The sequence below is a fragment of the Streptomyces sp. NPDC051172 genome, assembly GCF_040682555.1.
GTDB lineage: Bacteria > Actinomycetota > Actinomycetes > Streptomycetales > Streptomycetaceae > Streptomyces.
The window spans coordinates 37,903-60,695 of the sequence record NZ_JBFBBE010000055.1 but is presented as its reverse complement, the minus strand read 5'-3'; the positions used below and the strand labels follow the sequence as shown (position 1 = coordinate 60,695).

The window sequence follows — 22,793 nt, the reverse complement described above, 5'->3', positions numbered from 1 at the left end:
GTCTCCCAGTCCTTGAGCTCTGTCTCGCGGCTGATCGGTCATGACGCGTTCGGTCGCTGGCCGAGCCAGAAGGCGGCGACGGAGGGCTGGTCGATGCCGGCGGTGGAGCCGTCGTGGGGCAGGAACTCGGTCGGGGCGATGTAGCCGTCGCCCGGGTCGAGGCGGATCCGGAGACAGCGCAGCGGGTGTCCTGCGGCGACGTACTGCCGTACGTCCTCGGTGTGGGGGTGGTGCCGGTCCGGGTCGGTGTGGAGCGTGCGGCAGATCTGCTGGATGTCGTGGTCGCCGATGAGCAGGTAGCGCGGGCCGGGGCCCAGATTGAGGCAGAGCCGTCGGCGGCCCTGGTGGCGTTGGGTGTATGGCAGCCGGTCGAAGTTGTCGACGTACAGGCCGATCCGGCGACCGGTGGCGGAGTCCTCTGTGGTGGTGGCCCAGTTGCCGGGGCTGGCCGTGCAGCCCAGCAGCTTGGTGGGCCACCAGCCGTCGAGGGGGTCGAGGCGGGCGGCGGCTTCGAGCCGGCCCGCCAGGTCGGCCTGGTCGAAGTCCGGCAGAGGGCGGCGTACGAGCTCGATTCGGACGCTGTCCGGCGTCGAGTCATCGGCATGATGCTGCTCGGCGTCGGCGGCGGTGATCGATTTCCAGTTCTCGTCGGGGACGATGGCGCCGTCGTCGTAACCGGACTCGCTGGCGGTCTGCCGGACCGATGCGATGTCGCACCGGCCGCGCAGGTCGTCGAAGGAGTGGAATAAGAGCTGTGGGCCCATGGCCGTGCCTCCCCAGGGCAGGTGCGGGGCTACTTGTCGTCGAGGTCTTCACCGAAGGTGACGTCCAGCTCGGCGGCGAGGGCCTCGGCGAGCTGGAGTGTCTGGGCGTGGTCGATGACGATCTGCTTGAGCGAGGCCAGGCCGCGGAGCTGGGAGATGTCGTTACCCCGAAGGTCCAGGCCGCGGTTCTTCCCGCCGTCGAACTCGGTCAGCCGTAGATCGCAGTCATCGATCAGGGCGGCGCCGAGGTCCTCCGTGACCCCGTTCGACGACTTCGACGACGCCATCAAGATCGCGAACGACACCTTGTACGGTCTGGGGGCGGGCGTCTGGACTCGGGACACCAACACGGCCTATCGTGCGGGCCGTTCCATCCAGGCGGGCCGTGTCTGGACCAACTGCTACCACGCGTACCCGGCCCACGCCGCGTTCGGTGGTTACAAGGGTTCGGGCATCGGCCGCGAGACCCACAAGATGATGCTGGACCACTACCAGCAGACGAAGAACATTCTTTGTTCATACAGCCCTCAGAAACTCGGCTTCTTCTAGAGCCTGCAGTCGGGTTGCCTGGAGGGATCGTGGGGCTCCAGGCAACCCACCGTGCATGGCACCTACCGTAATCGAATGATCTCTTGCAGCTACCTGACGGCATCCGAGGGAATTCCCGCCGGACCATTCGCGGACCAAAGAACGTCGAACCGTCAGCCGAGACCACGAAGAGGACAGCTCGGAAGGGGCCGGGCAAGGAGGACGTGCGAGGAGGACCGCCCCAAGCTCCTGACGCGAGCAAGGCCGTTGTCAGTGCCGCGTGCGACCCCCAGCCCGTATGCGGGTACTTCAGGGGAGGCCGGGTGGCGACGGGACGTCCGCGGAAGGATTCACGCGATCCGGTGCTGATCATGCGGGATGCCGGGCTCGAACCACTGGAGCCGTATCCCGGGGCGACACCCCCTTGGCGTTGCCGGCACGTGCCGTGCGGTCGGGAGGTCAAGCCGCGCCACTGGTACAGCAAACGCGGAGGGGGACCGTACCGATGGTGCGCGCCGAACGCGCCGGTCGATCCGGACCAGGCCGCCGCCGCTCATGAGGTCGGCGGCTCTGGAACCGTTGGAGCCCTGTCCCGGGACCGACATCCCCTGGCAGTGCCGCTGCACAACCTGCGGCACGATCGGGACACCCACTCATGGGTCGGTCAAGGCGGACAAGGGGGCTGCGGCCCGGCGGGCGCAAGAACGCCGGGCAGGGCATCAGCCGGGCATGGTCGCGTCGCCGCGAACTGCCCCGCACGGACGGCGACCGGGCCGCGATTGAGGCGAAGAACTTCGACGTCGAGCCGCTGGAGTCCTACCCGGGACCGAGCGGGCTGTGGCACTGCCGCCACCTCGCGTGCGGCCGAGACGTCGAGATCACGTCGGGCAACCTCAGGCGCGCCTTCGGGCATGCCCGTACTGCACTCGGTTCGGATTCACACCCCGCTGTGGAATCCCAGAGCCAGGGTGCCGCCACGTTCCAAGTGCCGTGCTCGGAACTACGTCTTCGCACTCACCCCACCGCGTCATGCATCAACTGACCAGGACGGGGGTGCCGGCCGGGCCTCGCGTCGTCCACTACGGTGGCCCTCGACATCGTCAGTCGAGTGAACGCCGCTGCCAGTAGGTGAACCGCTCCACCGGATCACCGTCCATGCCCCATGGCCAGGGAGTGACGATCCCGTCGATCTTGAGGAACACCGGTGCCGCGTCGTCTGCACGGTCGGCCTTGACGAGCGCATAGGCAAGGAGGTTGAGGTCGGCGAGGGCGACCGCCGTCCCCAGGAAGTCCGGCGACAACAGGTCCCGTAGGGCACGGTCCAGGACCCGCGCCGCCTGGGGCTGTGTCCAGAACCGGGCTGCTTCCAGGCCCGACAACGCTCCGCCGGCGGCAACACGTCTGTGGTAGTCCCTCACGCTGGTGAGCAGAGGCAGGGCTGCCGCGGGAGCTCCTGGCGGCATCACCGCCTGCACGCTGTCGACGAAGTCGAGGAGTTCCGCGAGGGAGCCCTGTTCCTCCGGGGACAGATAGCCCAGCACTTGAAGGCAGGCTTCCCGGTTCCAGGCGTCGCGCTTACGGATCTCCTCCCAGACAGGGAGTATGGCCTCACGCGGTCGCCCGTGAAGGCGCAGCAGTCCGAGTCTGATCACCCAGGGGATCGGGTCGTACGGCGACAGTTGGGCCGCACGGCGGCACAGGTTCAGGGTTTTTTCGGGGTCGATGGCCGCGCCGCCGGTCGACCAGTCGGGATCGGCGGCCGCGCGGCGCAGGCGGCTCCACTGGGACCAGGCGCGCAGAACCGTTGCGTCGGGATTCTCCGGCTGTAGTTCATGCCAGTGGCGGGCCAGCGAGAAAGCCACGTCGGCGAGCACGCCCACACGGTGTGCTCGCCGGTCCCAGTCCGTGCCGGTCTGCCGCAGAACCTGCTGCGCCGCCGTGATCTCCGTGTCCGCCCGGCCGACGGTCCGCGCCGCCGCGAGCCGGGTGCGGACGTTGCCGAGTGGCAGGTCGTCCAGCTCCGGTGCCAGCCGTGGCCGGCGGACGCCGCGCCTGCGTATCCTCAACGTGTCCCCCTGCGAGCACCCTGGTTCCTCTGTCTTCTGGTTGCGTCTTCCACCGGCCGATACCGGGCCGCGAGGGGATCATCCCTTGCGGCGGGTCACCTCTTCCATCAGCTGCGGTGCGACGGCGAACAGGTCGCCTACGACGGCCAAGTCGGCGATGTTGAAGATGGGCGCCTCGGGGTCCTTGTTGACGGCGATGATGGTCTTCGAGGTCTGCATCCCCGCCAGGTGCTGAATCGCACCGGAGATGCCCAGGGCGATGTACAGCTGAGGGGACACCGAGGTTCCGGTCTGTCCGACCTGGTACTGATGCGGGTAGTAGCCTGCGTCGACTGCCGCGCGTGAGGCGCCGACGGCGCCTCCGAGGGCGTCCGCAAGTTGCTCGACGACCTTGAATCCCTCCGGCCCGGCCACGCCCCGGCCACCGGAGACGACGACGGACGCCTCTGCGAGCGCCGGGCGGTCGCCTGCCGGGGCCGGGCGCCGCTCGATGACGCGGGCAGAGCCGGCCGAGTCCACCGGCGAGAGGGCGAGGGGCTGTTCGACGGCCTCTGCCCTCTGTTCCTCGGGCTCGAAGGCGCCCGGTCGTACGGAGATGACCGGCGTGCCGTGGGTGGCTCGTGAGGTCACGGTGTACGAGCCTCCGCAGACGATGTGAGTGGCCGTGCCCGAGGCGTCGAGGTCCACGGCGTCGAGGAGCAGTCCGGCGTCGAGGCGGACTGCGAGGCGCGCGGCTACTTCGTTGCCCTCGACGGTGGCGGGGACGAGGACTGCCGCCGGGGAGGCTTCGCGGGCGGCGAGTTCGAGGGCGCCCACCTTCGGGGTGACGAGGTAGTCGTCGGCGTCGGACGACTCCACGGCGTAGATCCTGGTGGCTCCGTGGCGCGCCAGCTCCTCCTTGAGCTGCGCGGACGGTCCGGTGGCACTCACCACGACGGCAGCGGGTTCACCCAACCGCCGTGCAGCGGCGAGCAGTTCGAGGGTGATTTTCTTCGCGCGGCCCTCGGCGTGGTCGGCGAGGACGAGGACTTGGGGCATTCTTCTGGTCCTTGCGGGGTGTGGTGTCGGCTGTGCCTCAGAGGAGCTTCTGGGCCATCAGGTTTTCTGCGATCTGTGTTCCGGCCGAGCCGTCGTCGTTGATCCGCGTTCCGGCGGCTCGCGGTGGTCGCGGGACGGCTTGTACCACCTGCGAACGCGCGGTGACGAAGCTCTGGGAGCCGGCGGCCGGGAACAGCTCGTCCAGGTCGAGGGTGCGGATCGGCTTCTTCTTGGCGGCCATGATCCCTTTGAAGGAGGGGTAACGAGGCTCGTTGATCTTCTCGGTGACGCTGACCAGGGAGGGCAACGGCGCCTGGAGCGTCTCCTCGCCGTCCTCGGTGACGCGCTCGGCCCGCACCTGCCCGTCACCGATCTTCAGTTCGCGTACCTGGGTAAGCTGAGGCAGACCGAGCAGATCGGCGACGGCTGCCGGTACGGCGCCGGCGCGTCCGTCCGTGGCCGCGTTGCCCGCCAGTACCAGGTCGACGTCCTCGACGGTCCGGACAGCTGCGGCGAGCACGCGTGCGGTGGTCGGTACATCGGAGCCGAGCAGCGCCTCGTCGCAGACGTGGATGCCGGCGTCGGCCCCCATGGCAAGAGCCTTGCGCAGGGCGTCGGCGGCCGGGGCGGGGCCCATCGTCACGACCGTGACATGGGCGCCAGTGGTTTCCTTCAGCCGCAGGGCTTCTTCGACGGCGCGCTCATTGATCTCGTCCAGGACGGGATCCAGGGACTCTCGATCGAGCGTGATGTGGCCGTACTCCCCTTCCGTGAGGGTGCGTTCGGCGCTGGTGTCGGGGACCTGCTTGACGAGGACGACGATGTTCATGGGGGGTTCTTCTCTCGGCGGAGCTCAGCGGGAGTAGTCGTGGAAGCCGCGGCCGGTCTTCTTGCCGAGGAGCCCGGCGTCGACCATGCGCAGCAGGAGGGGCGGTGGGGAGTGCAGGGGCTCCTTGAACTCCTCGTACATGGAGTCGGCGATGGCCTTGAGCGTGTCGAGGCCGATGAGGTCGGCCAGCCGCAGGGGGCCCATGGGGTGGGCGCAGCCGAGGACCATGCCGTTGTCGATGTCGGCGGCGGAGGCGAAGCCGGATTCGAGCATGCGGATGGCGGAGAGCAGGTACGGCACGAGCAGCGCGTTGACGACGAACCCGGCCCGGTCCTGGGAACCGATGACCTGCTTGCCGAGCACGCCGGTGACGAACTCCTCGGTACGGGCGCGGGTCTGGCTGCTCGTCAGCAGGGAGGGCACCAGTTCCACGAGGCCGAGGACCGGTACGGGGTTGAAGAAGTGGATACCGATGACCTGGCCGGGCCGGTCGGTGGCCATCCCGAGTTTCATGATGGGGATGGAGGAGGTGTTGGAGGCGAGGATCGCGCTCGGGCTGGTGACGACTTTGTCGAGGGTGGTGAACACCTCGGTCTTGATCTGCTCGTCCTCCGCGACCGCCTCGATCACGAGGTCGCGGTCGGCCATGTCCGCGAGGTCGGTGGTGAAGTGGATGCGTCCGAGTGCGGCGTCGCGGTCGGCTTCGGTGAGCTTGTTGCTGCGCAGACCGCGGTCGAGGGAGGCGACGACTCTTCGGCGTCCTGCGTGCGCGGATTCGGGTCCCGTCTCCCTGACGAGGACGTCGAGGCCGGAGCGTGCGCAGATCTCCGCGATGCCGCTGCCCATGAGTCCGGCTCCGACGACGCCCACGCGGCGGACGTCCTCGTGAGTGACGCCGTACGCGGCGGACTGGCGCCGGGGCGACGGTGGTGGGGTGGATGGTGCCGATGGGGCCATGGAATCTCACTCCCTGACGGGAACAGAAAGAAGCAACGGACAGGGTCGGGCCCGGTTCCGGACGCGGGAAGGCCGCTTGCCGCGTCCGGAACCGGTGTGTGGGGCCGCGTCAGCGGTAGGCCGCGTGGCCGGTGAGGGCCTGGCCGACGACGAGGGTGTGCATCTCGCTGGTGCCTTCGTAGGTGAGCACCGACTCCAGATTGTTGGCGTGGCGCAGCGGCGAGTACTCCAGGGAGATGCCGTTGGCGCCGAGGATGGTGCGGCACTCGCGGGCGATGGCGATCGCTTCGCGGACGTTGTTGAGCTTGCCGACGCTGATCTGCTCGGGGCGGATGCGGTGCTGGTCCTTGAGCCGGCCCAGGTGCACGGCGAGCAGCGCGGCGTTGCCCACGGAGACGCTCATGTCGGCAAGCTTCTTCTGGGTGAGCTGGAAGGCACTGATGGGCTTGTCGAACTGCACCCGGGAGTCGCCGTACTCGATGGCCGCCTGCAGGGAGTCGCGGGCCGCGCCGACCGCGCCGAACAGGATGCCGAAGCGGGCCTCGTTCAGGCAGGACAGCGGCCCGCGCAGGCCCTGGGCGTGGGGCAGTCGGGCCGCGTCGGGCAGCCGGACGTTGTCGAAGTACAGCTCGGAGGTGATGGACGCGCGCAGCGACATCTTCTGCTTGATGTCCTGGGTGGTGAATCCGGGCGTGCCGCGCGGCACGAGGAAGCCGCGCACGCCGTCCTCGGTCTGCGCCCAGACGGTGGCCACATCGGCGATGCCGCCGTTGGTGATCCACATCTTGGAGCCGTTCAGGATCCAGTCGTCGCCGTCGCGGACGGCCCGGGTGCGCATACCGGAGGGGTTGCTGCCGAAGTCGGGTTCGGTCAGGCCGAAGCAGCCGATGGCCTCACCGGCGGCGAGGCGCGGCAGCCACTCCTGCTTCTGTTCCTCCGATCCCCACTTCCAGATGGAGAACATCGACAGCGAGCCCTGAACGGAGACGAAGCTGCGGAAGCCCGAGTCCGCCGCCTCCAGTTCCAGACAGGCCAGCCCGTAGGAGACGGCGTTGGTGCCCGCGCAGCCGTAGCCGTCCAGGTGCATGCCGAGTACGCCCAGCTTGCCGAGTTCGGGGGCGAGTTCGCGTGCGAAGTGGGCGTTCTCGAACCATTCGCCGATGTGCGGGCGGACCCGGTCGGCGAGGAACTTGGCGACGGTGGCCTGGATCTCGCGCTCCTCGTCGCTGAGGACGAAGGAGAGGTCGATGAGGTCGAGGGGGTCCTTCATCGCTTTGGCGCTGCTCATCATGTGCTCCTGGAGAGGGGTGATCGGGGCGGGAGAGGGGATGCGGCGGGCGGTCAGGCGTCCAGCCAGGCACTGAGATCGTCGGTGTGCTCGCCGAGGCGGGGCGGGCGGCGTTCGTAGCGGGGCGGGGTGTGGGAGAGGCCGATCGGGTTGGTGACCAGGTCCAGGGGGGAGCCGTCCGGCCCGGTGACCGTGGCGCGCGGGCTCAGGCCGAGCGTGTCGGCCAGGTCGAACGCCTGCGCGAGGTCGTTCACCGGTCCGCAGGGCACGCCGAGCGGCGTGAGGCGGTCGAACCATTCCGCTGCGGTCCGCGCCGACAGCAACCTGCCCAACCGCTCCGCGAGTTCGTCGACGTGTGCCACCCGGTCGGTGTTGGTCGCGAAGCGGGGGTCGCCGGCCAGATCCGGGCTGTCGAGCCCTTGGCACAGGGCACGGAACTGCCGGTCGTTGCCGACGGCGACGACCAGCGGCCGGTCCTGCGTCGGGAAGACCTCGTACGGTGCGATCGAGGGGTGCCGGTTGCCCAGGATGCCCGGCACCGCGCCGGCCAGGGTGTAGCCGGCGGCCTGGTTGACCAGGCTGGACAGCAGGCAGGAGAGGAGGTTGACCTGGACGTGCTGCCCTTCTCCCGCGGCCTCACGGTGCCGCAGCGCGGCCAGCACTCCGATGGACGCGTGCAGCCCGGTCAGGACGTCCACCAGGGCCACGCCCGTCTTCACGGGCTGACCGGGGGCCGACCCGGTGACGCTCATCAGGCCGCCGACCGCCTGGATCAGCAGGTCGTAACCGGGCAGGGCGGCCCCGGCCCCGGCGCCGAAGCCGGTGATCGAGCAGTAGACCAGCTGCGGGTTGAGTTCACGCGCCCGGTCGTAACCGAGCCCGTACTTGGCCATGGTGCCCGGCCGGAAGTTCTCGAACAGGACGTCGGCCCGGCGTACCAGCTCCCGCGCCCTGCGCAGGTCCCGCTCGTCGCGCAGGTCGAGCGCGAGCGAGCGCTTGTTGCGGTTGACCGAGAGGTAGTACGTGGCTTCGCCCTGGGCGTGGGGCGGTCCCCAGGCCCGTGTGTCGTCCCCGGTGACCGGCTGCTCGACCTTGATCACGTCGGCCCCGAGGTCGGCCAGCAGCATCGTGGCGTACGGGGCGGCCAGGACGCGCCCGAAATCGGCGACGAGCACGCCGGAGAGGGGGCCGCCGGATGCCGCGCTCACCGGTCGCGCCTCTCCGACGGGCGGACGTACACCGTCTTGGTCCGGGTGAAGAACTCGCGGGCCGCGCGGCCCTGCTCCTTGGGGCCGTACGCGCTCTGCTTGGCACCGCCGAAGGGGACGTGCGGGTCGGCCCCCGCGGTCTCGGAGTTGATGTGGAGCACGCCCACGTCGACCTGCTCCGTGGCGGCGGCCACGGCCCGCAGGTCATCGGTGAAGACGGCCGCGGAGAGGCCGAACTCGCTGTCGTCGGCCAGGGCGAACGCCTCCTCGACGTCGCGGGCCCGGCGCACGGACAGCACGGGGCCGAACAGCTCCTGTCGCCACAGCGGGTCGTCCCCGGCGAGTTCGACGACGGTGGGCTGCAGGAACGCGCCCGTCATACGGTCGTCGTCGTACGGGCGCCCGCCCGCGAGACACTCCACCCCAGGGCGCTCCGTCCCCGCGTTCACCGACGACTGGATCTCGTCCCGGGCCTGGAGCGAGACCACGGGCCCCATCTCCGTACCCTCTTCCAACGGGTCACCGACACGCAGGGCCGACGCCCGCTTGGTCAGCAGGGCCAGGAACTCGTCGGCGATCGGCTCCGCCACGACGAGCCGCGAGGTGGCGGTGCACTTCTGGCCCGTGGAGCGGAAGGCGCCGGCGAACACCTCGCCGGCCGCGAGTTCCAGATCGGCGTCGGCGAGAACGACGGCCGCGTTCTTGCCGCCCATCTCCGTCTGAACGGGCCGGGCCAGCCGGCCGCACGCGGCGATCAGGTTCCGGCCGACGGACGTCGACCCGGTGAACGTCACCGCGTCCACTCCCGGATGCTCGACCAGTCGGCCCCCCAGTGCGCCGCCGCCGATCAGAAGCGACAGCACTCCCTCGGGCAGTCCAGCCTCGACGAGGGCCTCGGCCAGCCGTACGGCCAGCAGCGGGACCAGGCTCGCGGGTTTCCAGACCACCGTGTTGCCGTAGCTGAGGGCGGGGGCGATCTTCCAGGCCGGGATCGCGATGGGGAAGTTGAAGGGAGTGACCACGGCGACGACGCCCACCGGGCGGTGGATCACGTGGATCTGCTCGCCGGGCCGTGGTGAGGCGAAGACCTCGCCGACCGGGCGGGACGCCTCGCTCGCGTAGTAGCGGAAGATCTCCGCGGCGCGCCGTACCTCGCCGACGCCCTCGGCCCTGGTCTTGCCCTCCTCCCACGACAGTTCCGCGCCCCAGACCTCGGCGTTCGCGTCGAGGACGTCGGCGGCCCGGTCCAGGATCCGGCCCCGTACGTGGTGAGGCGTCGCCGCCCAGCGGGGGAAGACATCGCGGGCGGCGGTGACGGCCTGGTCGAGATCGCGGTCCTGGGCGAGCCGGCCGGCGGCCACGGTCTCGCGGGGTCGCGTGGGACTGACGTCGAGCAGTTCGTCGCCGTCGCCGGTTCGCCACTGTCCCGCGACCAGGTGGCGCAGCGACCGGGCGGACCGGTCGATTCCACCTGCCGTCGCGCTGCTGGCTGCGCTGTGTCGCATCGGCCTTCCTTTCAAACGGTCCTACGCGTCGAATCAAACGGCCCTACGCGTCGAAACGGGCGTACGCGTCACGCGTCCGAACGCGCCACGTCGGCTCCTCGGGGTCGTGAGGCCGCCATTCTTGGGACCGGACGGGCGATACCGCACTCGACGAGATGTCCTGCACTCCGCAGGAAGAGCACGCCGATCCGTCCATGGCCGACCGCGCACGGCGGTGCTTGGCTCATCGCTCCCAGCCCCTTCACATCCCGGAGGATGTTCCATGCCCGGTGCTTCCCGCCCGGTCGGCGGTCCCGACCTCGCACAGGTTCGGCGGGTCGTGAGCGAAATCCCCGGCCCACGCTCCCGTGAGCTGCTGGCCCGCCAGCGCGGCCTGGTGCCGGCCGGCGTCGGCGCCGTTCTGCCCGTGTTCGTGGAGGCCGCCGGAGGCGGGGTGATCATCGACGCCGACGGCAACTCCTTCATCGACTTCGGCAGCGGCATCGCGGTCACCACGGTGGGCAACTCCGCCCCGGCGGTGGCGGAGCGCGCGGCCGCGCAGCTGCGCCGTTTCACCCACACCTGCTTCCTGGTCAACCCCTACGAGTCCTACCTGGACGTCTGCGAGAAGCTGAACGAGCTGGCGCCGATCCCGGGTGAGAAGCGCACGATCCTGGTGAACTCCGGGGCGGAGGCCGTGGAGAACGCCGTCAAGATCGCCCGGGCCGCCACCGGACGCCCCGGCATCGTCGTCTTCGACCACGGCTTCCACGGACGCACGCTGCTCACCATGAGCCTCACCGCGAAGAACAAGCCCTACAAGCAGGGCTTCGGCCCGTTCGCCCCCGAGGTGCACCGGGCGCCGATGGCCTACCCGTACCGCTGGCCCGGTGGCTCCGAACGCTGCACCGAGGAGGCCGCGTCCGCCCTCGCCGACCTGCTGGACCGGCAGGTCGGCGCCGACAACGTGGCCGCGGTGCTGATCGAGCCGATCCAGGGCGAGGGCGGCTTCATCGTCCCGGCGCCCGGCTTCCTCGGGCGCGTCGCCGAGATCTGCCGCAGCCGGGGCATCCTGCTGATCGTGGACGAGATCCAGGCCGGCATCGCCCGCACCGGCCGGATGTTCGCCTGCGAGCACGAGGGCGTCCAGCCCGACCTGATCACCACCGCCAAGGGGCTCGCCGGCGGGCTGCCGCTGGGCGCCGTGACCGGCCGCGCCGAGCTGATGGACGCCGTCCCGGCGGGCGGACTCGGCGGCACGTTCAGCGGCAGCCCGGTGGCCTGCGAGGCAGCGCTCGGCGTGTTCGACGAGATCGAAGCGGGCGACCTGCTGGAGCGTGCTCGGGAGATCGGCGACACCATGCTCGAGTTCCTCGGCGATCTCAGCGACCGGTATCCGGTGATCGGAGACGTCCGGGGACGGGGCGCCATGATCGCCATCGAACTGGTGGAACAGGACGGTGACCGGGTGCCCGCTCCCGACCTCGCCGCCCGCATCGCCAGGCGCTGCCACGCGGACGGACTGCTGGTCCTGACCGCGGGCAGCTACGGCAACGTCATGCGGTTCCTGCCTCCGCTGTCGATCTCGGACGCCCTTCTGGAAGAAGGGCTGACCATTCTGGGCGAGGCGATCGCCAGGGAAGCCACCTGCGCCGCCTGAGCCGGTCCGGCCGCCGCCCCTGACATGCGTGAGCCGCTACGAACGCGACCCCCCGCAGCAGCACGGCATCGAACAGCCAAGGCTTCCGCTCCAAGCCGGCGGCTGCATATCCCGTCCCCTCTCCCCTTCTCGCCGTGGAAAGAAGCCATGAAGAAGAAGCTCTCCTACGCCGCCATCACCGTGACGGTTGCAGCGCTGGCGCTCACAGCGTGCAGTTCCCCGACCGACGCCGACACCTCCAAGGGCAGTGCCTCCTCCGGTTTCGGGGACTGCAAGGTCACAGGCAAGCCCGGCAGCATCAAGCTCAGAACCCAGAAGCCCGACACCCTGACGGTGTCCACTGTCCTGCCGAATCCGGGGTGGTGGAACGGGATGAGCCCGGAATCGGTGAAGAGCGGCTTCGAGTACTGCCTGGCGGCGGACATCGCCCACCGAGCGGGCCTCAAGTCCGTCCGGTTGAAGAACCTCGCCTGGGACCAGTACATCTCCGGCACGGCCACCGGCTACGACATCGGGATGGCGTCCACGACGATCACCGACGAGCGCAAGAAGGTGTTCGACTTCTCCCGCCAGTACTTCTCGTCGAACCTGGGCGTCGCGACCAAGAAGGACTCGAAGATCACCGCGGACGACATCCGCGACGCGAAGATCGGAGTGCTTCAGGGCAACATCGGCGCCCAATGGGTGGCCGACGTGCTCAAGCCGACCAGAGCCGCCGCCACGTTCCAGAGTCAGGCCGACATGTTCACGGCACTGAACGCGGGACAGGTCGACGCCGTCGTCACCGACACGACACTTGCCCTGACGAGCGTGAAGGCATCGGCGGGAGCGCTGACCGTCCGAGGCCAGTTCGCCCTGAACCAGGGCTACGGCATTGTGATGCCGCTTCACTCGAAGAACACGACCGCGGTGGACAAGGCCGTGGGCCAGATGGCCTCGGACGGCACGCTCAAGGCGCTGGCCGCCGAGTTCCTGGAGCCGACGTTCGGTGTCAACCCGAACTCCGTCCCGGTCTGGAGCCTCAAGTGACCTCAGTGAGTGCATCGCCGGCAATCGAAGCGTCCAAGCTCAGCCCACCACCGAAAAGCCGGGTGCTCGCGGTCACAGCTGCCGTGTTCGCGCTCGCTCTGCTGCTGTTCATGGCCGCGCTCGGCAGCTCCGCCATGAACAGCAGCGAGCCTGGAACCACACCCCGCACGATCGGCTGGCTGCTGAGCACCGCCGGCGTGCTGGTCTCGGCGGTCGTGTTGTGGATCGCGGTCCGCGCACTGCGCGGGTCCCTGCGTGCCTCCCGAGAGGCAGGCCTGGGAAAGGTCCTCGATGCCCGGACCACCGCGGCGGCATCGATCCAGGACGCACTGTTCACGCTCGGACTCGGACTCACGGTCCTTCTGATCCTCCTCGGTGCGCTCATGCTCACCGTCGACGACGGAATCATCCAGAAGACCTTCCTGCGCTGGGACCTCATGGCCGAGAGCGCCAAGGACGTCGTCGCGGCGTTCGGTCTCAACGTGTGGATCGCGGTCATGGCCGAAGTCCTCGTCCTGGTCCTCGGCCTGCTGCTCGCCGTCGCCCGGCTGGTCCCGGGCCGAGCGGGGCGCCCCGTTCGTGCCCTCGCCATCGCGTACATCGACGGGATGCGGGCGGTGCCGGCGATCATCATCATCTACCTCATCGGATTCGGGCTGCCGCTGCTGAACCTTCCCTTGCTCTCCGGCCTGTCTCCCGAGTGGTTCGCCATCATCGCCCTGACCCTCACCTACAGCGCCTACACGGCCGAGATCTACCGTGCGGGCATCGAAGTGATCCATCCGTCCCAGTGGTCGGCTTCTCGTTCACTCGGGTTCTCCTACGCGAAGACGCTCCGCTTCGTCATCCTGCCCCAGGCGGTCCGCGGGGTGATCCCACCTCTGCTCAGCGCCTTCATAGCCCTGCAGAAGGACACGTCCCTCGTGAACATCATCGGCACGATGGACGCCTTCAACCAGGCGAAGTTCTACTCCTCGGCCAGCTTCAACCTCTCCTCCGTGACGGTGGTCGCCGTCCTGTTCATCATCATCACGATCCCGCAGACACGCTTCGTCGACTGGATGCTCGCACGAGGTATGTCCCGCCGCGGCCGCGCAGGAGGCAAGTGATGTCCTTCATCGAACTCGTCGGACTGCACAAGAGCTATGGCCGGCACACGGTGCTCCAAGGCATCGACCTGCAGGTCCAGCGCCACCAGGTGGTCACGCTGATCGGCGCCTCCGGCTCGGGAAAGTCCACCCTGCTGCGGTGCCTGAACGCCCTCGAACCCATCGACGCCGGCGAGATCCGCCTCGACGGAGACGTCGTCAGCGGACCGGGAGTGGACGTCAACCGCCTCCGGCGCAGGGTCGGCATGGTGTTCCAGTCCTTCAACCTGTTCCCGCACATGACGGTGCTGGACAACATCGCTCTCGGGCCGATCAGGCTCCTCGGTGCGGAACCGAGGACCGCGCGGGACCGTGCCCGGTCGCTGCTCGAGAGGGTGAACCTGGCCCACCGCGCCGACTACTACCCTGACCAGCTGTCCGGCGGCCAGCAGCAGCGCGTCGCGATCGTGCGCACCCTCGCGATGGATCCGGACGCGGTCCTCCTGGACGAGATCACATCGGCTCTCGATCCGGAACTCGTGGCAGAGGTCCTCAATATCGTCCGAGAGCTCGCCGCGGACGGCATGACCATGATGCTCGCCACGCACGAAATGCACTTCGCGCGCGAGGTATCAGACCTTGTCGTCTTCCTGGAGCAGGGGCAATTGCTGGAGCAGGGCCCACCGGAGCAGGTCTTCGGTGACCCCGTCGAGCCCCGGACCCGCGAGTTCCTTCGACAGATCGTCGAGGCAGGACGCCTCTAGAGAGGGGGTCATGAACCCCGAAGCCCCCGGCACGATTCTCGCGAACACGTCACGCTCTCTCCTCGGGCCGGGCGACGCGGAGCAGCCGTACCGGTCACACGCGCCCGCGCCCTCCCCGCCATGCCGACAACGCCAGCAGCAGCTCGGCCCGCACATGGGCCGAGTCCAGATCCGCACCGAGCAGGCTCTGGACCCGGTCCATTCGGCTGCGCAGAGTGTGACGGTGTATGCCTAGGGCCGTGGAGGACGCCTCCCACTGACCGTGGTGTTCCAGGAAGGTGCGCAGCGAGGCGACCAGGTCGGTGCCGTTGTCCGCGTCGTACGAGGCCAGCGGGCCGAGGCGTGACTCGGCCAGGGACTCCAGGAGCCTTCTCGTCTCGGGGACGCCGGTGAGCAGGTGACCGGCCAGCGACTCGAAGCCGACGACGTCCGCGCTCGCCCGGGCATGGGCGACCGAGGCGGCGTTCAGGGCCTCGGTCAGGGCCGCGCGGCCCGCGGTCACCTGGTGGACGGCGCTCAGGCCGGCCCAGGTGCGCGACCGCAGACGGGCTCGCGCGCCGTCCGTGACCGTCTGTGCCGTGATGCCGTGGCCGGCGGGCAGCAGCACGGCCGCGCAACCGTCGTGCACGCGCCCGAACAGGGGCAGGCCGCGCTCGGCCAGCTCCGCACCCACCGCCTGGAGCGCCTGTCGCGGGCTGCCGCCCCGCAGGGCGAGGACGCGGATGCCGTCGCGGACGGGGAAACCCGCGTCGGTGAGGTGGTCCAGGGCGGCAGCCGCCTCGACGGTCCCGTCGAGCAGCATCCTCAGAAGCATGGCGTTCACGCGGTTCTGCTCGTCACGCAGGCGCAGCGGCTTCTCCGCCTCCAGCGCGACCAGCGACGCGGCGTGGCCGAGCAGGAGGTGGTCGGCCGGCGTGAGCGTCCGGTCGGCGACCAACGCCAGACGGCCGTGGACGCGCGGCCCCACACGGACCTGCTGCAAGGCCACCACGCCGTCCGGGCCGGCGCTCACGGCGGACGCCGCCCCGTCCGGCGCACGGGCGCCCGTCAGGTCGTCGGCCTGGGGGATGCCGGTACCGGGCGGGTGCGCGGCGCGGGCCTTGCCCTCGTGGTCGAGGAAGACCACGCAGGCGCCGGTGGACACGGCCAGCTCCCGCACCACGGCCTGGGCCCCGCCGTGCAGTGCGGCCCGGGTCATGCGCGGCTGGATCCGTGACGCCTGGACGACACCCTCGTACTGCTGCTCGGCCAGGCGTTCCATCACCGCCTTGGTCACGGCCACGAAGGGCGTGGGCAGCGGCACCTCCAGCAGAACGAGCCCGGCCGCCTCGGCCGCCTCCGCCAGTTCCGCGGGCACCTGCTCGTGGGTCAGGCCGATACCGAACCCGACGGCGGCGACTCCGGCCCTGGCCAGGCGCTGTATGTAGTCGGCGCGCGCCGAGGGCGACGTGGGCAGCCGCAGCCCGGTCGTGAGCACCAGCTCGCCGCCGGCGAGCCACGGTGCCGGATCGGTGAGTTCGATGCTGTGCGCCCAGATCACTTCCCGGTGCAGCCCGCTGCGGCCCGCCACCAGCCTCAGGTGCAGTTCCTGGCGCCGCAGCAGCCAGGCGAGGGGGACTCCCATCCACTTCACCGTCCGACGCCGAGGGATTGACCTTTAAAACTGGAGTTTACTATATTTCATGGATCCGTACTGCCCAGGAGAGGTCTCTCATGCCCAGCTCCGCCACCCGAGACAGCTTTGCCGACCAGGCCCGGAAGATCTCACCGCCGTCCGACGCCTTCATCGGAGGCCGATTCGTGCCGGCCGTATCAGGGCGGCGGTTCTCCTGCCTCTCCCCCCGCGACGGAGCCCTTCTGGCCGAGGTGGCCGAGTGCGGGCCCGAGGACGTCGACCGTGCCGTGCGGGCCGCCCGTGAGGCGTTCGAGGCAGGCCCCTGGCCTCGTCTGTCCCCCCAGGGACGCCGCACGATCCTCCTGCGCTTCGCGCGCCTGATCGACGAGAACACCCACGAGTTGGCGTTGCTGGAATCGCTGGACATGGGCAAGCCGGTCATGGACGCGCTCCACGTCGACGTGCCGCTGACCGTGCGCTGTTTCGAGTTCTACGCCGAGGCCGTCGACAAGCTGTACGACGAGGTGGCGCCCACCGGCCACGACGTGGTGGCCACCATCACCCGGGAGCCGCTCGGAGTCGTCGGCGCCGTGGTCCCGTGGAACTTCCCCTTGATGCTGGCGGCATGGAAGATCGCCCCCGCGCTGGCAGCGGGCAACTGCGTCGTGCTCAAGCCCGCCGAACAGTCCCCGCTCACCGCCCTGCGGATCGCCGAACTCGCGCATGAGGCCGGATTCCCGCCGGGCGTCCTCAACGTCGTCCCCGGTTTCGGCCCGACGGCCGGAGCGGCGCTGGGACGCCACCCCGAGGTGGACCTCATCGCCTTCACCGGGTCCGGGCCGGTGGGCCGCCTGTTCCTGCGGTACGCCGCCGAGTCCAACCTGAAGCAGGTGGCGCTGGAGCTCGGCGGAAAGAGCCCGCAGCTCGTCTTCCCCGACGCGGACCTGGACCAGGCCGCACAGGCCGTGGCGGGCGGCGTCATGTTCAACCAGGGCGAGGTGTGCGCCGCCGGTTCACGGCTGCTGGTGCACGAGTCCATCCGTGAGGAGTTCGTGGCCAAGGTGGTCGAAGCCGCCAAGGCATGGACGGTCGGCGACCCGCTGGACCCCGCGACCCGGGTCGGCGCACTCGTCGAGGAGAAGCACCTTCAGCGGGTGCTCGGCCACGTGGAAGCCGCACACGCCGACGGCGCCAGGCTCCTGCTCGGGGGCAACCGGGCGCGGGTCTCCTCGGGCGGCTGGTACCTGGAGCCCACGGTCTTCGACGAGGTGCGTCCCGACGCCCGGCTGGCTCAGGAAGAGGTCTTCGGCCCGGTCCTGGCCGTCCTCGGCTTCCGCACCACCGAGGAGGCCGTGGCCCTCGCCAACGGCACGCGGTTCGGCCTGGCGGCCGCCGTGTGGACGCAGCACCTCACCACCGCCCACCAGGTGTCCCGCGCTCTGAAGGCGGGTTCGGTCTGGGTGAACAACTTCAACGACAGCGACATCACCACCCCCTTCGGCGGCTACAAGGAGTCCGGCAACGGACGCGACCGGTCCCTGCACGCGCTGGACAAGTACACCCAGCTGAAGACCACCTGGATTCAGCTCTGACCACCGGGGCGGACCATCGCCGTCTCTCTTCTTGTTCGCCGTCAGGAGGCATAGTGACCGGCTCCCGCCGTTGTGTCGTCGTCGTCCACGATCCGCAGGACAGCATCGGCGTCCTCCCGGACATCGCCGCCGAGCTGGACCTGGACCCCTTCGTGGTCTCGGTCGAGGACGCTCTGCCGGCCCCCAGCGAGGTCGACTGCGCGATCGTCCTGGGCTCGCCCGAGTCGGCGTACGACAGCCGCCTTCCCTGGCTCGCCCCGGAACAGCTCTGGCTCCGCGCGCTGGTCAGTGCCTCCATACCGGTGTTCGGGGTCTGCTTCGGGAGTCAGGCGCTGGCCCGGGCCCTCGGCGGCAGCGTCCATCGCAACCACACCCCCGAGATCGGCTGGACGCCGGTCGACACCGCGGACCCGGCGCTCCTCGCCCCGGGCCCCTGGCTGAACTTCCACTTCGACGCCTTCACCGTGCCCCCGCGCGCGACGGAGGTCGCTCGCACGGCGCTGGCCCCTCAGGCGTACGTCGAAGGCCGTTGCATGGGCGTCCAGTTCCACCCCGAGATCAGCGAGGAAATGTACGAGGGCTGGCAGCGCTACTGGCGTGGCTCCCCCTCGGGGGCGCGGATGCTCGCCGGTCTCGGCGACCTGCCGGAGCGCCTGCGGGCCGAGCTGCGGGAGCGGGGCGACCTGAACGCCAAGATGTGCGCGGAACTGCTCGGCGCCTTCCTGGAGCGCACCGCCACGGTCGGCGAGTAGCCTGCTGGGAGGGGGCGGAAGGCATGGGCAGGCCCCGATGACGACAATCCACAGCACAGGGCGGACAGGTGACGGCCTACCGGGCGGCGGCAACCCGTACAGCCCGCTGACGGCCGCCACCGCGGTGCTCGACCAGGACGGCAAGGTCATCGGCTGGACCGGTGCCGCGGAGGACCAGTACGGCTTCACCGCGGCGGAGGTCCTCGGACGTCCCTTCCACGAAGTTCTGGAGTACGCGCAGGACAGCTCACCGCCGACGCCCTTCCCGGACGGACATGCGCGGCGCGGCCGGTGCGAGAGCCGCACCCTCCGCCACCGCGACGGCCGGCCCGTACCCAGCATGGCGCACCTGAGTCCGATGAGCGCAGACAGCTCAGGTGCCGCCTGGCTGGTGGTTCTCGTTCCCACCGATCGCCTGCAGCGGTGGGCCACCGACCAGGCCATGCTGGGCGGACTGTTCGCCCAGTCGCCCGTCGCTCTGACGGTGTACGGTCCCGACACCCGCGTGGCGTGGGTGAATGACGCGCTGGAGGTGCAGTTCGGACTGCGGCCCGAGGACTGGGTCGGGCGCTACATCAAGGACGTACTGCCGCAGGGCGAGATCGTCACATCCGAACACCAGGGCCGCCCGCTCGAGGACGTCATCGCCCAGGTGTTCACCACCGGTGCCCCCGTGCTCAACCTGCACTATCGCAGCCCTACCGCCGCGGACCCCTCCCACCTGCGCGTCTGGTCGTGTTCGTACTTCCAGCTGCAGGACGCGGACGGGCGTCCGCTGGGCGTCTGCGAGTCGGCCTTCGACATCACCGACCGCTACGAGGCACGCCGCCGCCTGGCCCTCCTCGGTCGGGCCAGCACCATCGGCCGGAGCCTGGACGCCTCCCGGACGGCCGGGGAACTGGCGACGGTCGTCGTGCCCGAGTTCGCCGACGCGGTGAAGGTCGAACTCGCCGAGCACGTCCTGGCCGGAGAGGAACCGCCCTCCGCGTCGGCGGGTGAGCCCTACCCGCTGCGCTGTGTCGTGGAACGAACAGCCGACGGAAGTGCGGCCGTCAGGGGATACCCCTCGGAATCGGCCGAAGGACGACTGCGGCTCGTACTGCCCCTGCAGGTGGGGGGAGTTCCTCTGGGGCGGGTGACCCTGGCGCGGTTCGCCGCGCGCGACCCGTTCAGCGACGAGGACCACGCCCTGGCGATGGAGCTGGTGTCGCGTACGGCGGTGTGCGTGGACAACGCCCGCCGCTACGCCCGCGAACACGCCACCGCACTCACGCTCCAGCGCAATCTGCTGCCCGCCACACTGCCGGAGCGGACCGGCGTCGAAATCGCTCACCACTACGCCCCCGCGACCGGCCCGAAGGGCGTGGGCGGCGACTGGTACGACGTGATCCCGCTGTCCGGGGCCCGGGTCGGACTGGTGGTGGGCGATGTGGTGGGCCACGGGCTGAACGCGGCCGTCACCATGGGCCGCCTGCGTACGACGGTACGTGCCCTGGCCGCGCTCGATCTCGACCCCGGTGAGCTGCTCACCCGGCTCGACGACCTGGTCGCGCAGGCGCGGATCGGCATCCATCCCGCCGAGGGCGACCTCAGCGAGGACCAGGCGATCGGGACGCGCTGTCTGTACGCCGTGTACGACCCGGCCTCCGGGCGCTGTGCGGCGGCCAGCGCCGGACATCTGCCGCCGGTCGTGGCCCTGCCGGACGGGACCGCCGAACTCCTGGACATGACGATCGGCCCGCCGTTGGGCATCGGCGTGCTGCCCTTCGAGTGCACGGATCTCACCCTGCCGGAGGGAAGCGTCCTCGCCCTGCTCACCGACGGACTCGTGCAGGGCCCGGACGGCGATCTCGACTCCGGCCTGGCGCAGCTGTGCCGTGTGCTGAGCCGGCAGGAGCTGGCACCCGCGGACGCGTGTTCCGCGATCATCGCTTCGTCGGCGATCGGCGCCACGCGCGACGACGCGGCGCTTCTGCTGGTTCGCGTCCATCGTCTGGCCGAACCCCACATGGCGAGCTGGGCCATCGGCGCGGACCCCTCGGAGGTGGCCAGGGCCCGGAACATGGCCGCACGGCAGCTGACCGACTGGGGGCTGGACGATGTGGCGTTCAGCGTGCAGCTGGTCGTCAGCGAGCTGGTGACCAACGCCGTCCGCTACGGCGGTGCTCCCGTCTGCCTCCGCCTCCTGCGGGACCAGGACCGCACACTGATCTGCGAGGTCTCGGACGGCGGCCACACCTCACCGCACCTTCGGCGGGCCGGCCTGGACGACGAAGGCGGCCGTGGGCTTTTCCTGGTGGCCCAGCTCACCGAGCGTTGGGGCACCCGTTACACGCGCGACGGAAAGACGATCTGGACCGAGATCCCGCTCGGCGCCGCAGGCGGAGAGCCCGCCATGCTCGCCTTCGACCTTCTGTGATGCGCGGCAGGCTTCTCTGCCACACAGCGAGTGGGCTCTCGGCCGGCCATCGGTCGGGTGCCCACCCGCGTGCGGATCGAGGAGCCTGCGTCAGACAGAGGCAGCCGATGAGGACGCCTCGGCCACCGGACCACCCGGCTGAGTCGCCACGGCGTCCCCGGCCGGCGCGTCACCACGCAGGTGCGGCTTGGCCACGGCCATGTACAGTCCGCCGATTCCGACCACGACCACGCCGCTGACCAGCACGATGTAGTTGTCGTACCACGGCGTGCCCGGCGTGCGCGGCCAGCAGATGTTGACCAGCGCCACGATGCCGTAGACGAGGCCGCCGACCGTGACCGGAAGTCCCCAGCGTCCGAGCCGGTAGTCACCGGAGGGCACCCAACCGCGGATCCGCGCCCGCAGTGACGCGAAGACCACCATCTGGAAGGCCAGGTAGATACCGAGCGTCGAGAAGGAAATGATCTTGACGAGGGCGTCGGCGGAGAACGCGGACCCCACGATGATGAGCGCGGGCAGGACGGCGGCGAGCAGCAGCGCGTTCGGCGGCACGTGCAGCCGCTCGGAGAAGCTCGACAGCACGCGGCTGCCGATGATCATCCGGTCACGGGCGAACGAGTAGGTCAGCCGGCTGGCCGCCGCCTGCAGACTCATGGCGCAGGACAGGAAGGACAGCAGCACGACGACGAGGACGGCCCGGGCGCCACCGCTGCCGAACGCCTCGGTGAGCACGGAGGTCACCGGATCGGCGTCCTTGCCGCTGATCACGGCACCGAAGTCGGTGACGGAAAGGGTCAGAGCGAGACACACACCGATCGAGGCGGCGCCGCCGATGTAGATGGTGCGCCGCATGGAGGTCGGGATGCGCCTGCCGGGGTTGGGGACTTCCTCGGCCACGTCACCGCACGCCTCGAAGCCGTAGTACTGGAAAACACCGATGAGCGCCGCCGCCGAGAAGGCGTAGAGGTAGGAGTGGTCGCCCTGGGCTCCGAAGCTGTCGAACAACACGCTCAGCCCGTGGTGCCGGTGGGCGATGAGCAGCCACGCGCCCACCACTATGGCGCCGATGATCTCGGCCACGAATCCGAAGACGGCCGCCGCGGAGAGCACCTTCATACCGCCGAAGTTGATCAGAGTGGCGAGAAGGAGCAGGCCGAGGGCACAGAAGATGGTCGCCTTCGTGTCCGAGGTGAAACCGAAGACCGCGGCCACGTAGGGGCCCGCGCCGTAGGCAACCGCCGAGATGGTGGAGAGCAGCGCGAGGAGGTAGATCCACCCCGTCATCCACCCCCATTTGCGACCCCACAGGCGCCTGGCCCACGGATAGACCCCGCCGGCCACCGGGAACTGCGCCACGACCTCACTGAACACCAGGGCCACCAGCAGCTGCCCCACGCCGGCGATGACGAACGCCCAGATCATGGGCGGACCGCCGGCCATCAGCGAGGCGGCGAAGAGGGTGTACACACCGACGACGGGCGAGAGGTAGGTGAACCCGAGCGAGAAGTTCGCCCACAGGCTCATGTCCCGTTTGAACTCGGACTCATAGCCCAGCGCGGCGAGGCGCTGGGAGTCGGCGTCGGCCGGGGGCTGCGGGGTGGGTGTGGCGTCGCGCATGGACGAACTCCTTGATGCAACACGCTACTGGGGTTGAGGTCGACGGGACAGCGGGGAAGCGGCGTCGACGGGGCCGGCAGATGGCCGGCGTCTTG

Annotated in this window: 18 protein-coding genes and 1 pseudogene; 8 read left to right on the top strand and 11 right to left on the bottom strand. The window is 69.9% G+C overall.

Annotated features, from left to right (window positions below):
- Positions 1-38 precede the first annotated feature (38 nt).
- A complete protein-coding gene (locus AB0N07_RS29255) occupies positions 39-764 on the bottom strand; it encodes a hypothetical protein (RefSeq protein ID WP_365840065.1) in 726 nt (241 codons plus the stop codon).
- Between the two features lie 29 nt (positions 765-793).
- On the bottom strand, positions 794-1,051 hold the full coding sequence (locus tag AB0N07_RS29250; protein WP_365840063.1) for a hypothetical protein: 258 nt from the start codon (positions 1,049-1,051) through the stop codon (positions 794-796).
- Here AB0N07_RS29250 and AB0N07_RS29245 point away from each other — a divergent pair.
- A pseudogene (locus tag AB0N07_RS29245) lies at positions 1,035-1,313 on the top strand (aldehyde dehydrogenase family protein); the annotation flags it as partial. The gene AB0N07_RS29250 and the pseudogene AB0N07_RS29245 sit on opposite strands and share 17 nt — an antisense overlap.
- 1,079 nt (positions 1,314-2,392) lie before the next feature.
- On the opposite strand, the gene AB0N07_RS29240 reads toward AB0N07_RS29245, so the two are convergent.
- From AB0N07_RS29240 to AB0N07_RS29210, 7 genes are all read right to left on the bottom strand, one after another.
- Positions 2,393-3,358, bottom strand: coding sequence for a hypothetical protein (locus tag AB0N07_RS29240; RefSeq protein ID WP_365840061.1), 966 nt, complete (start codon positions 3,356-3,358; stop codon positions 2,393-2,395).
- Positions 3,359-3,436: 78 nt separating this feature from the next.
- Complete coding sequence (locus tag AB0N07_RS29235) at positions 3,437-4,396, bottom strand: electron transfer flavoprotein subunit alpha/FixB family protein (protein ID WP_365840059.1); 960 nt, start codon at positions 4,394-4,396, stop codon at positions 3,437-3,439.
- A 37-nt stretch (positions 4,397-4,433) separates the two neighbouring features.
- Positions 4,434-5,225, bottom strand: a complete 792-nt coding sequence (locus AB0N07_RS29230) for an electron transfer flavoprotein subunit beta/FixA family protein (RefSeq protein ID WP_365840057.1) — start codon at positions 5,223-5,225, stop codon at positions 4,434-4,436.
- 24 nt (positions 5,226-5,249) lie between these two features.
- Positions 5,250-6,182 (bottom strand): 3-hydroxybutyryl-CoA dehydrogenase, encoded by a 933-nt coding sequence (locus AB0N07_RS29225; RefSeq protein WP_365840055.1) that lies wholly within the window; start codon positions 6,180-6,182, stop codon positions 5,250-5,252.
- 109 nt (positions 6,183-6,291) lie between these two features.
- Positions 6,292-7,470, bottom strand: coding sequence for an acyl-CoA dehydrogenase family protein (locus tag AB0N07_RS29220; RefSeq protein WP_365840053.1), 1,179 nt, complete (start codon positions 7,468-7,470; stop codon positions 6,292-6,294).
- A 53-nt stretch (positions 7,471-7,523) separates the two neighbouring features.
- Positions 7,524-8,678: a CoA transferase gene (locus AB0N07_RS29215; RefSeq protein WP_365840051.1), complete on the bottom strand. Its 1,155-nt coding sequence runs from the start codon at positions 8,676-8,678 to the stop codon at positions 7,524-7,526.
- On the bottom strand, positions 8,675-10,183 hold the full coding sequence (locus AB0N07_RS29210) for an aldehyde dehydrogenase family protein (protein WP_365840049.1): 1,509 nt from the start codon (positions 10,181-10,183) through the stop codon (positions 8,675-8,677). Before AB0N07_RS29210 ends, AB0N07_RS29215 begins: the two co-directional genes overlap by 4 nt.
- 262 nt (positions 10,184-10,445) lie before the next feature.
- Here AB0N07_RS29210 and gabT point away from each other — a divergent pair, with 262 nt between their 5' ends.
- The 4 genes from gabT to AB0N07_RS29190 all read left to right on the top strand — a co-directional run bounded on the left by gabT (position 10,446) and on the right by AB0N07_RS29190 (position 14,703).
- Positions 10,446-11,822 carry a 4-aminobutyrate--2-oxoglutarate transaminase gene (gabT, locus tag AB0N07_RS29205; protein WP_365840047.1) on the top strand — a complete coding sequence of 459 codons (1,377 nt, stop codon included), beginning with the start codon at positions 10,446-10,448 and terminating at the stop codon, positions 11,820-11,822.
- A 147-nt stretch (positions 11,823-11,969) separates the two neighbouring features.
- Complete coding sequence (locus tag AB0N07_RS29200; RefSeq protein ID WP_365840045.1) at positions 11,970-12,851, top strand: ABC transporter substrate-binding protein; 882 nt, start codon at positions 11,970-11,972, stop codon at positions 12,849-12,851.
- A gap of 5 nt (positions 12,852-12,856) precedes the next feature.
- Positions 12,857-13,960, top strand: coding sequence for an amino acid ABC transporter permease (locus AB0N07_RS29195; protein WP_365840043.1), 1,104 nt, complete (start codon positions 12,857-12,859; stop codon positions 13,958-13,960).
- Positions 13,960-14,703 (top strand): amino acid ABC transporter ATP-binding protein, encoded by a 744-nt coding sequence (locus AB0N07_RS29190; RefSeq protein WP_365840041.1) that lies wholly within the window; start codon positions 13,960-13,962, stop codon positions 14,701-14,703. The genes AB0N07_RS29195 and AB0N07_RS29190 overlap by 1 nt, the downstream gene beginning before the upstream one ends.
- A gap of 94 nt (positions 14,704-14,797) precedes the next feature.
- Here AB0N07_RS29190 and AB0N07_RS29185 read toward each other — a convergent pair whose 3' ends face one another.
- The gene (locus AB0N07_RS29185) at positions 14,798-16,327 is read right to left on the bottom strand and encodes a PucR family transcriptional regulator ligand-binding domain-containing protein (protein ID WP_365840039.1); all 1,530 of its coding nucleotides are present in this window, start codon (positions 16,325-16,327) and stop codon (positions 14,798-14,800) included.
- Positions 16,328-16,416: 89 nt separating this feature from the next.
- Here AB0N07_RS29185 and AB0N07_RS29180 point away from each other — a divergent pair, with 89 nt between their 5' ends.
- From AB0N07_RS29180 to AB0N07_RS29170, 3 genes are read left to right on the top strand one after another with little or no spacing between them, the layout of a single operon-like run.
- The gene (locus AB0N07_RS29180) at positions 16,417-17,910 is read left to right on the top strand and encodes an aldehyde dehydrogenase (protein ID WP_365840037.1); all 1,494 of its coding nucleotides are present in this window, start codon (positions 16,417-16,419) and stop codon (positions 17,908-17,910) included.
- 53 nt (positions 17,911-17,963) lie between these two features.
- On the top strand, positions 17,964-18,662 hold the full coding sequence (locus tag AB0N07_RS29175) for a type 1 glutamine amidotransferase (RefSeq protein WP_365840035.1): 699 nt from the start codon (positions 17,964-17,966) through the stop codon (positions 18,660-18,662).
- Between the two features lie 37 nt (positions 18,663-18,699).
- Complete coding sequence (locus tag AB0N07_RS29170; RefSeq protein ID WP_365840033.1) at positions 18,700-21,081, top strand: SpoIIE family protein phosphatase; 2,382 nt, start codon at positions 18,700-18,702, stop codon at positions 21,079-21,081.
- A gap of 90 nt (positions 21,082-21,171) precedes the next feature.
- On the opposite strand, the gene AB0N07_RS29165 is transcribed toward AB0N07_RS29170, so the two are convergent.
- Entirely contained in the window at positions 21,172-22,698 is a 1,527-nt protein-coding gene (locus AB0N07_RS29165; RefSeq protein ID WP_365840031.1) for an amino acid permease, read from the bottom strand.
- Positions 22,699-22,793 lie beyond the last annotated feature (95 nt).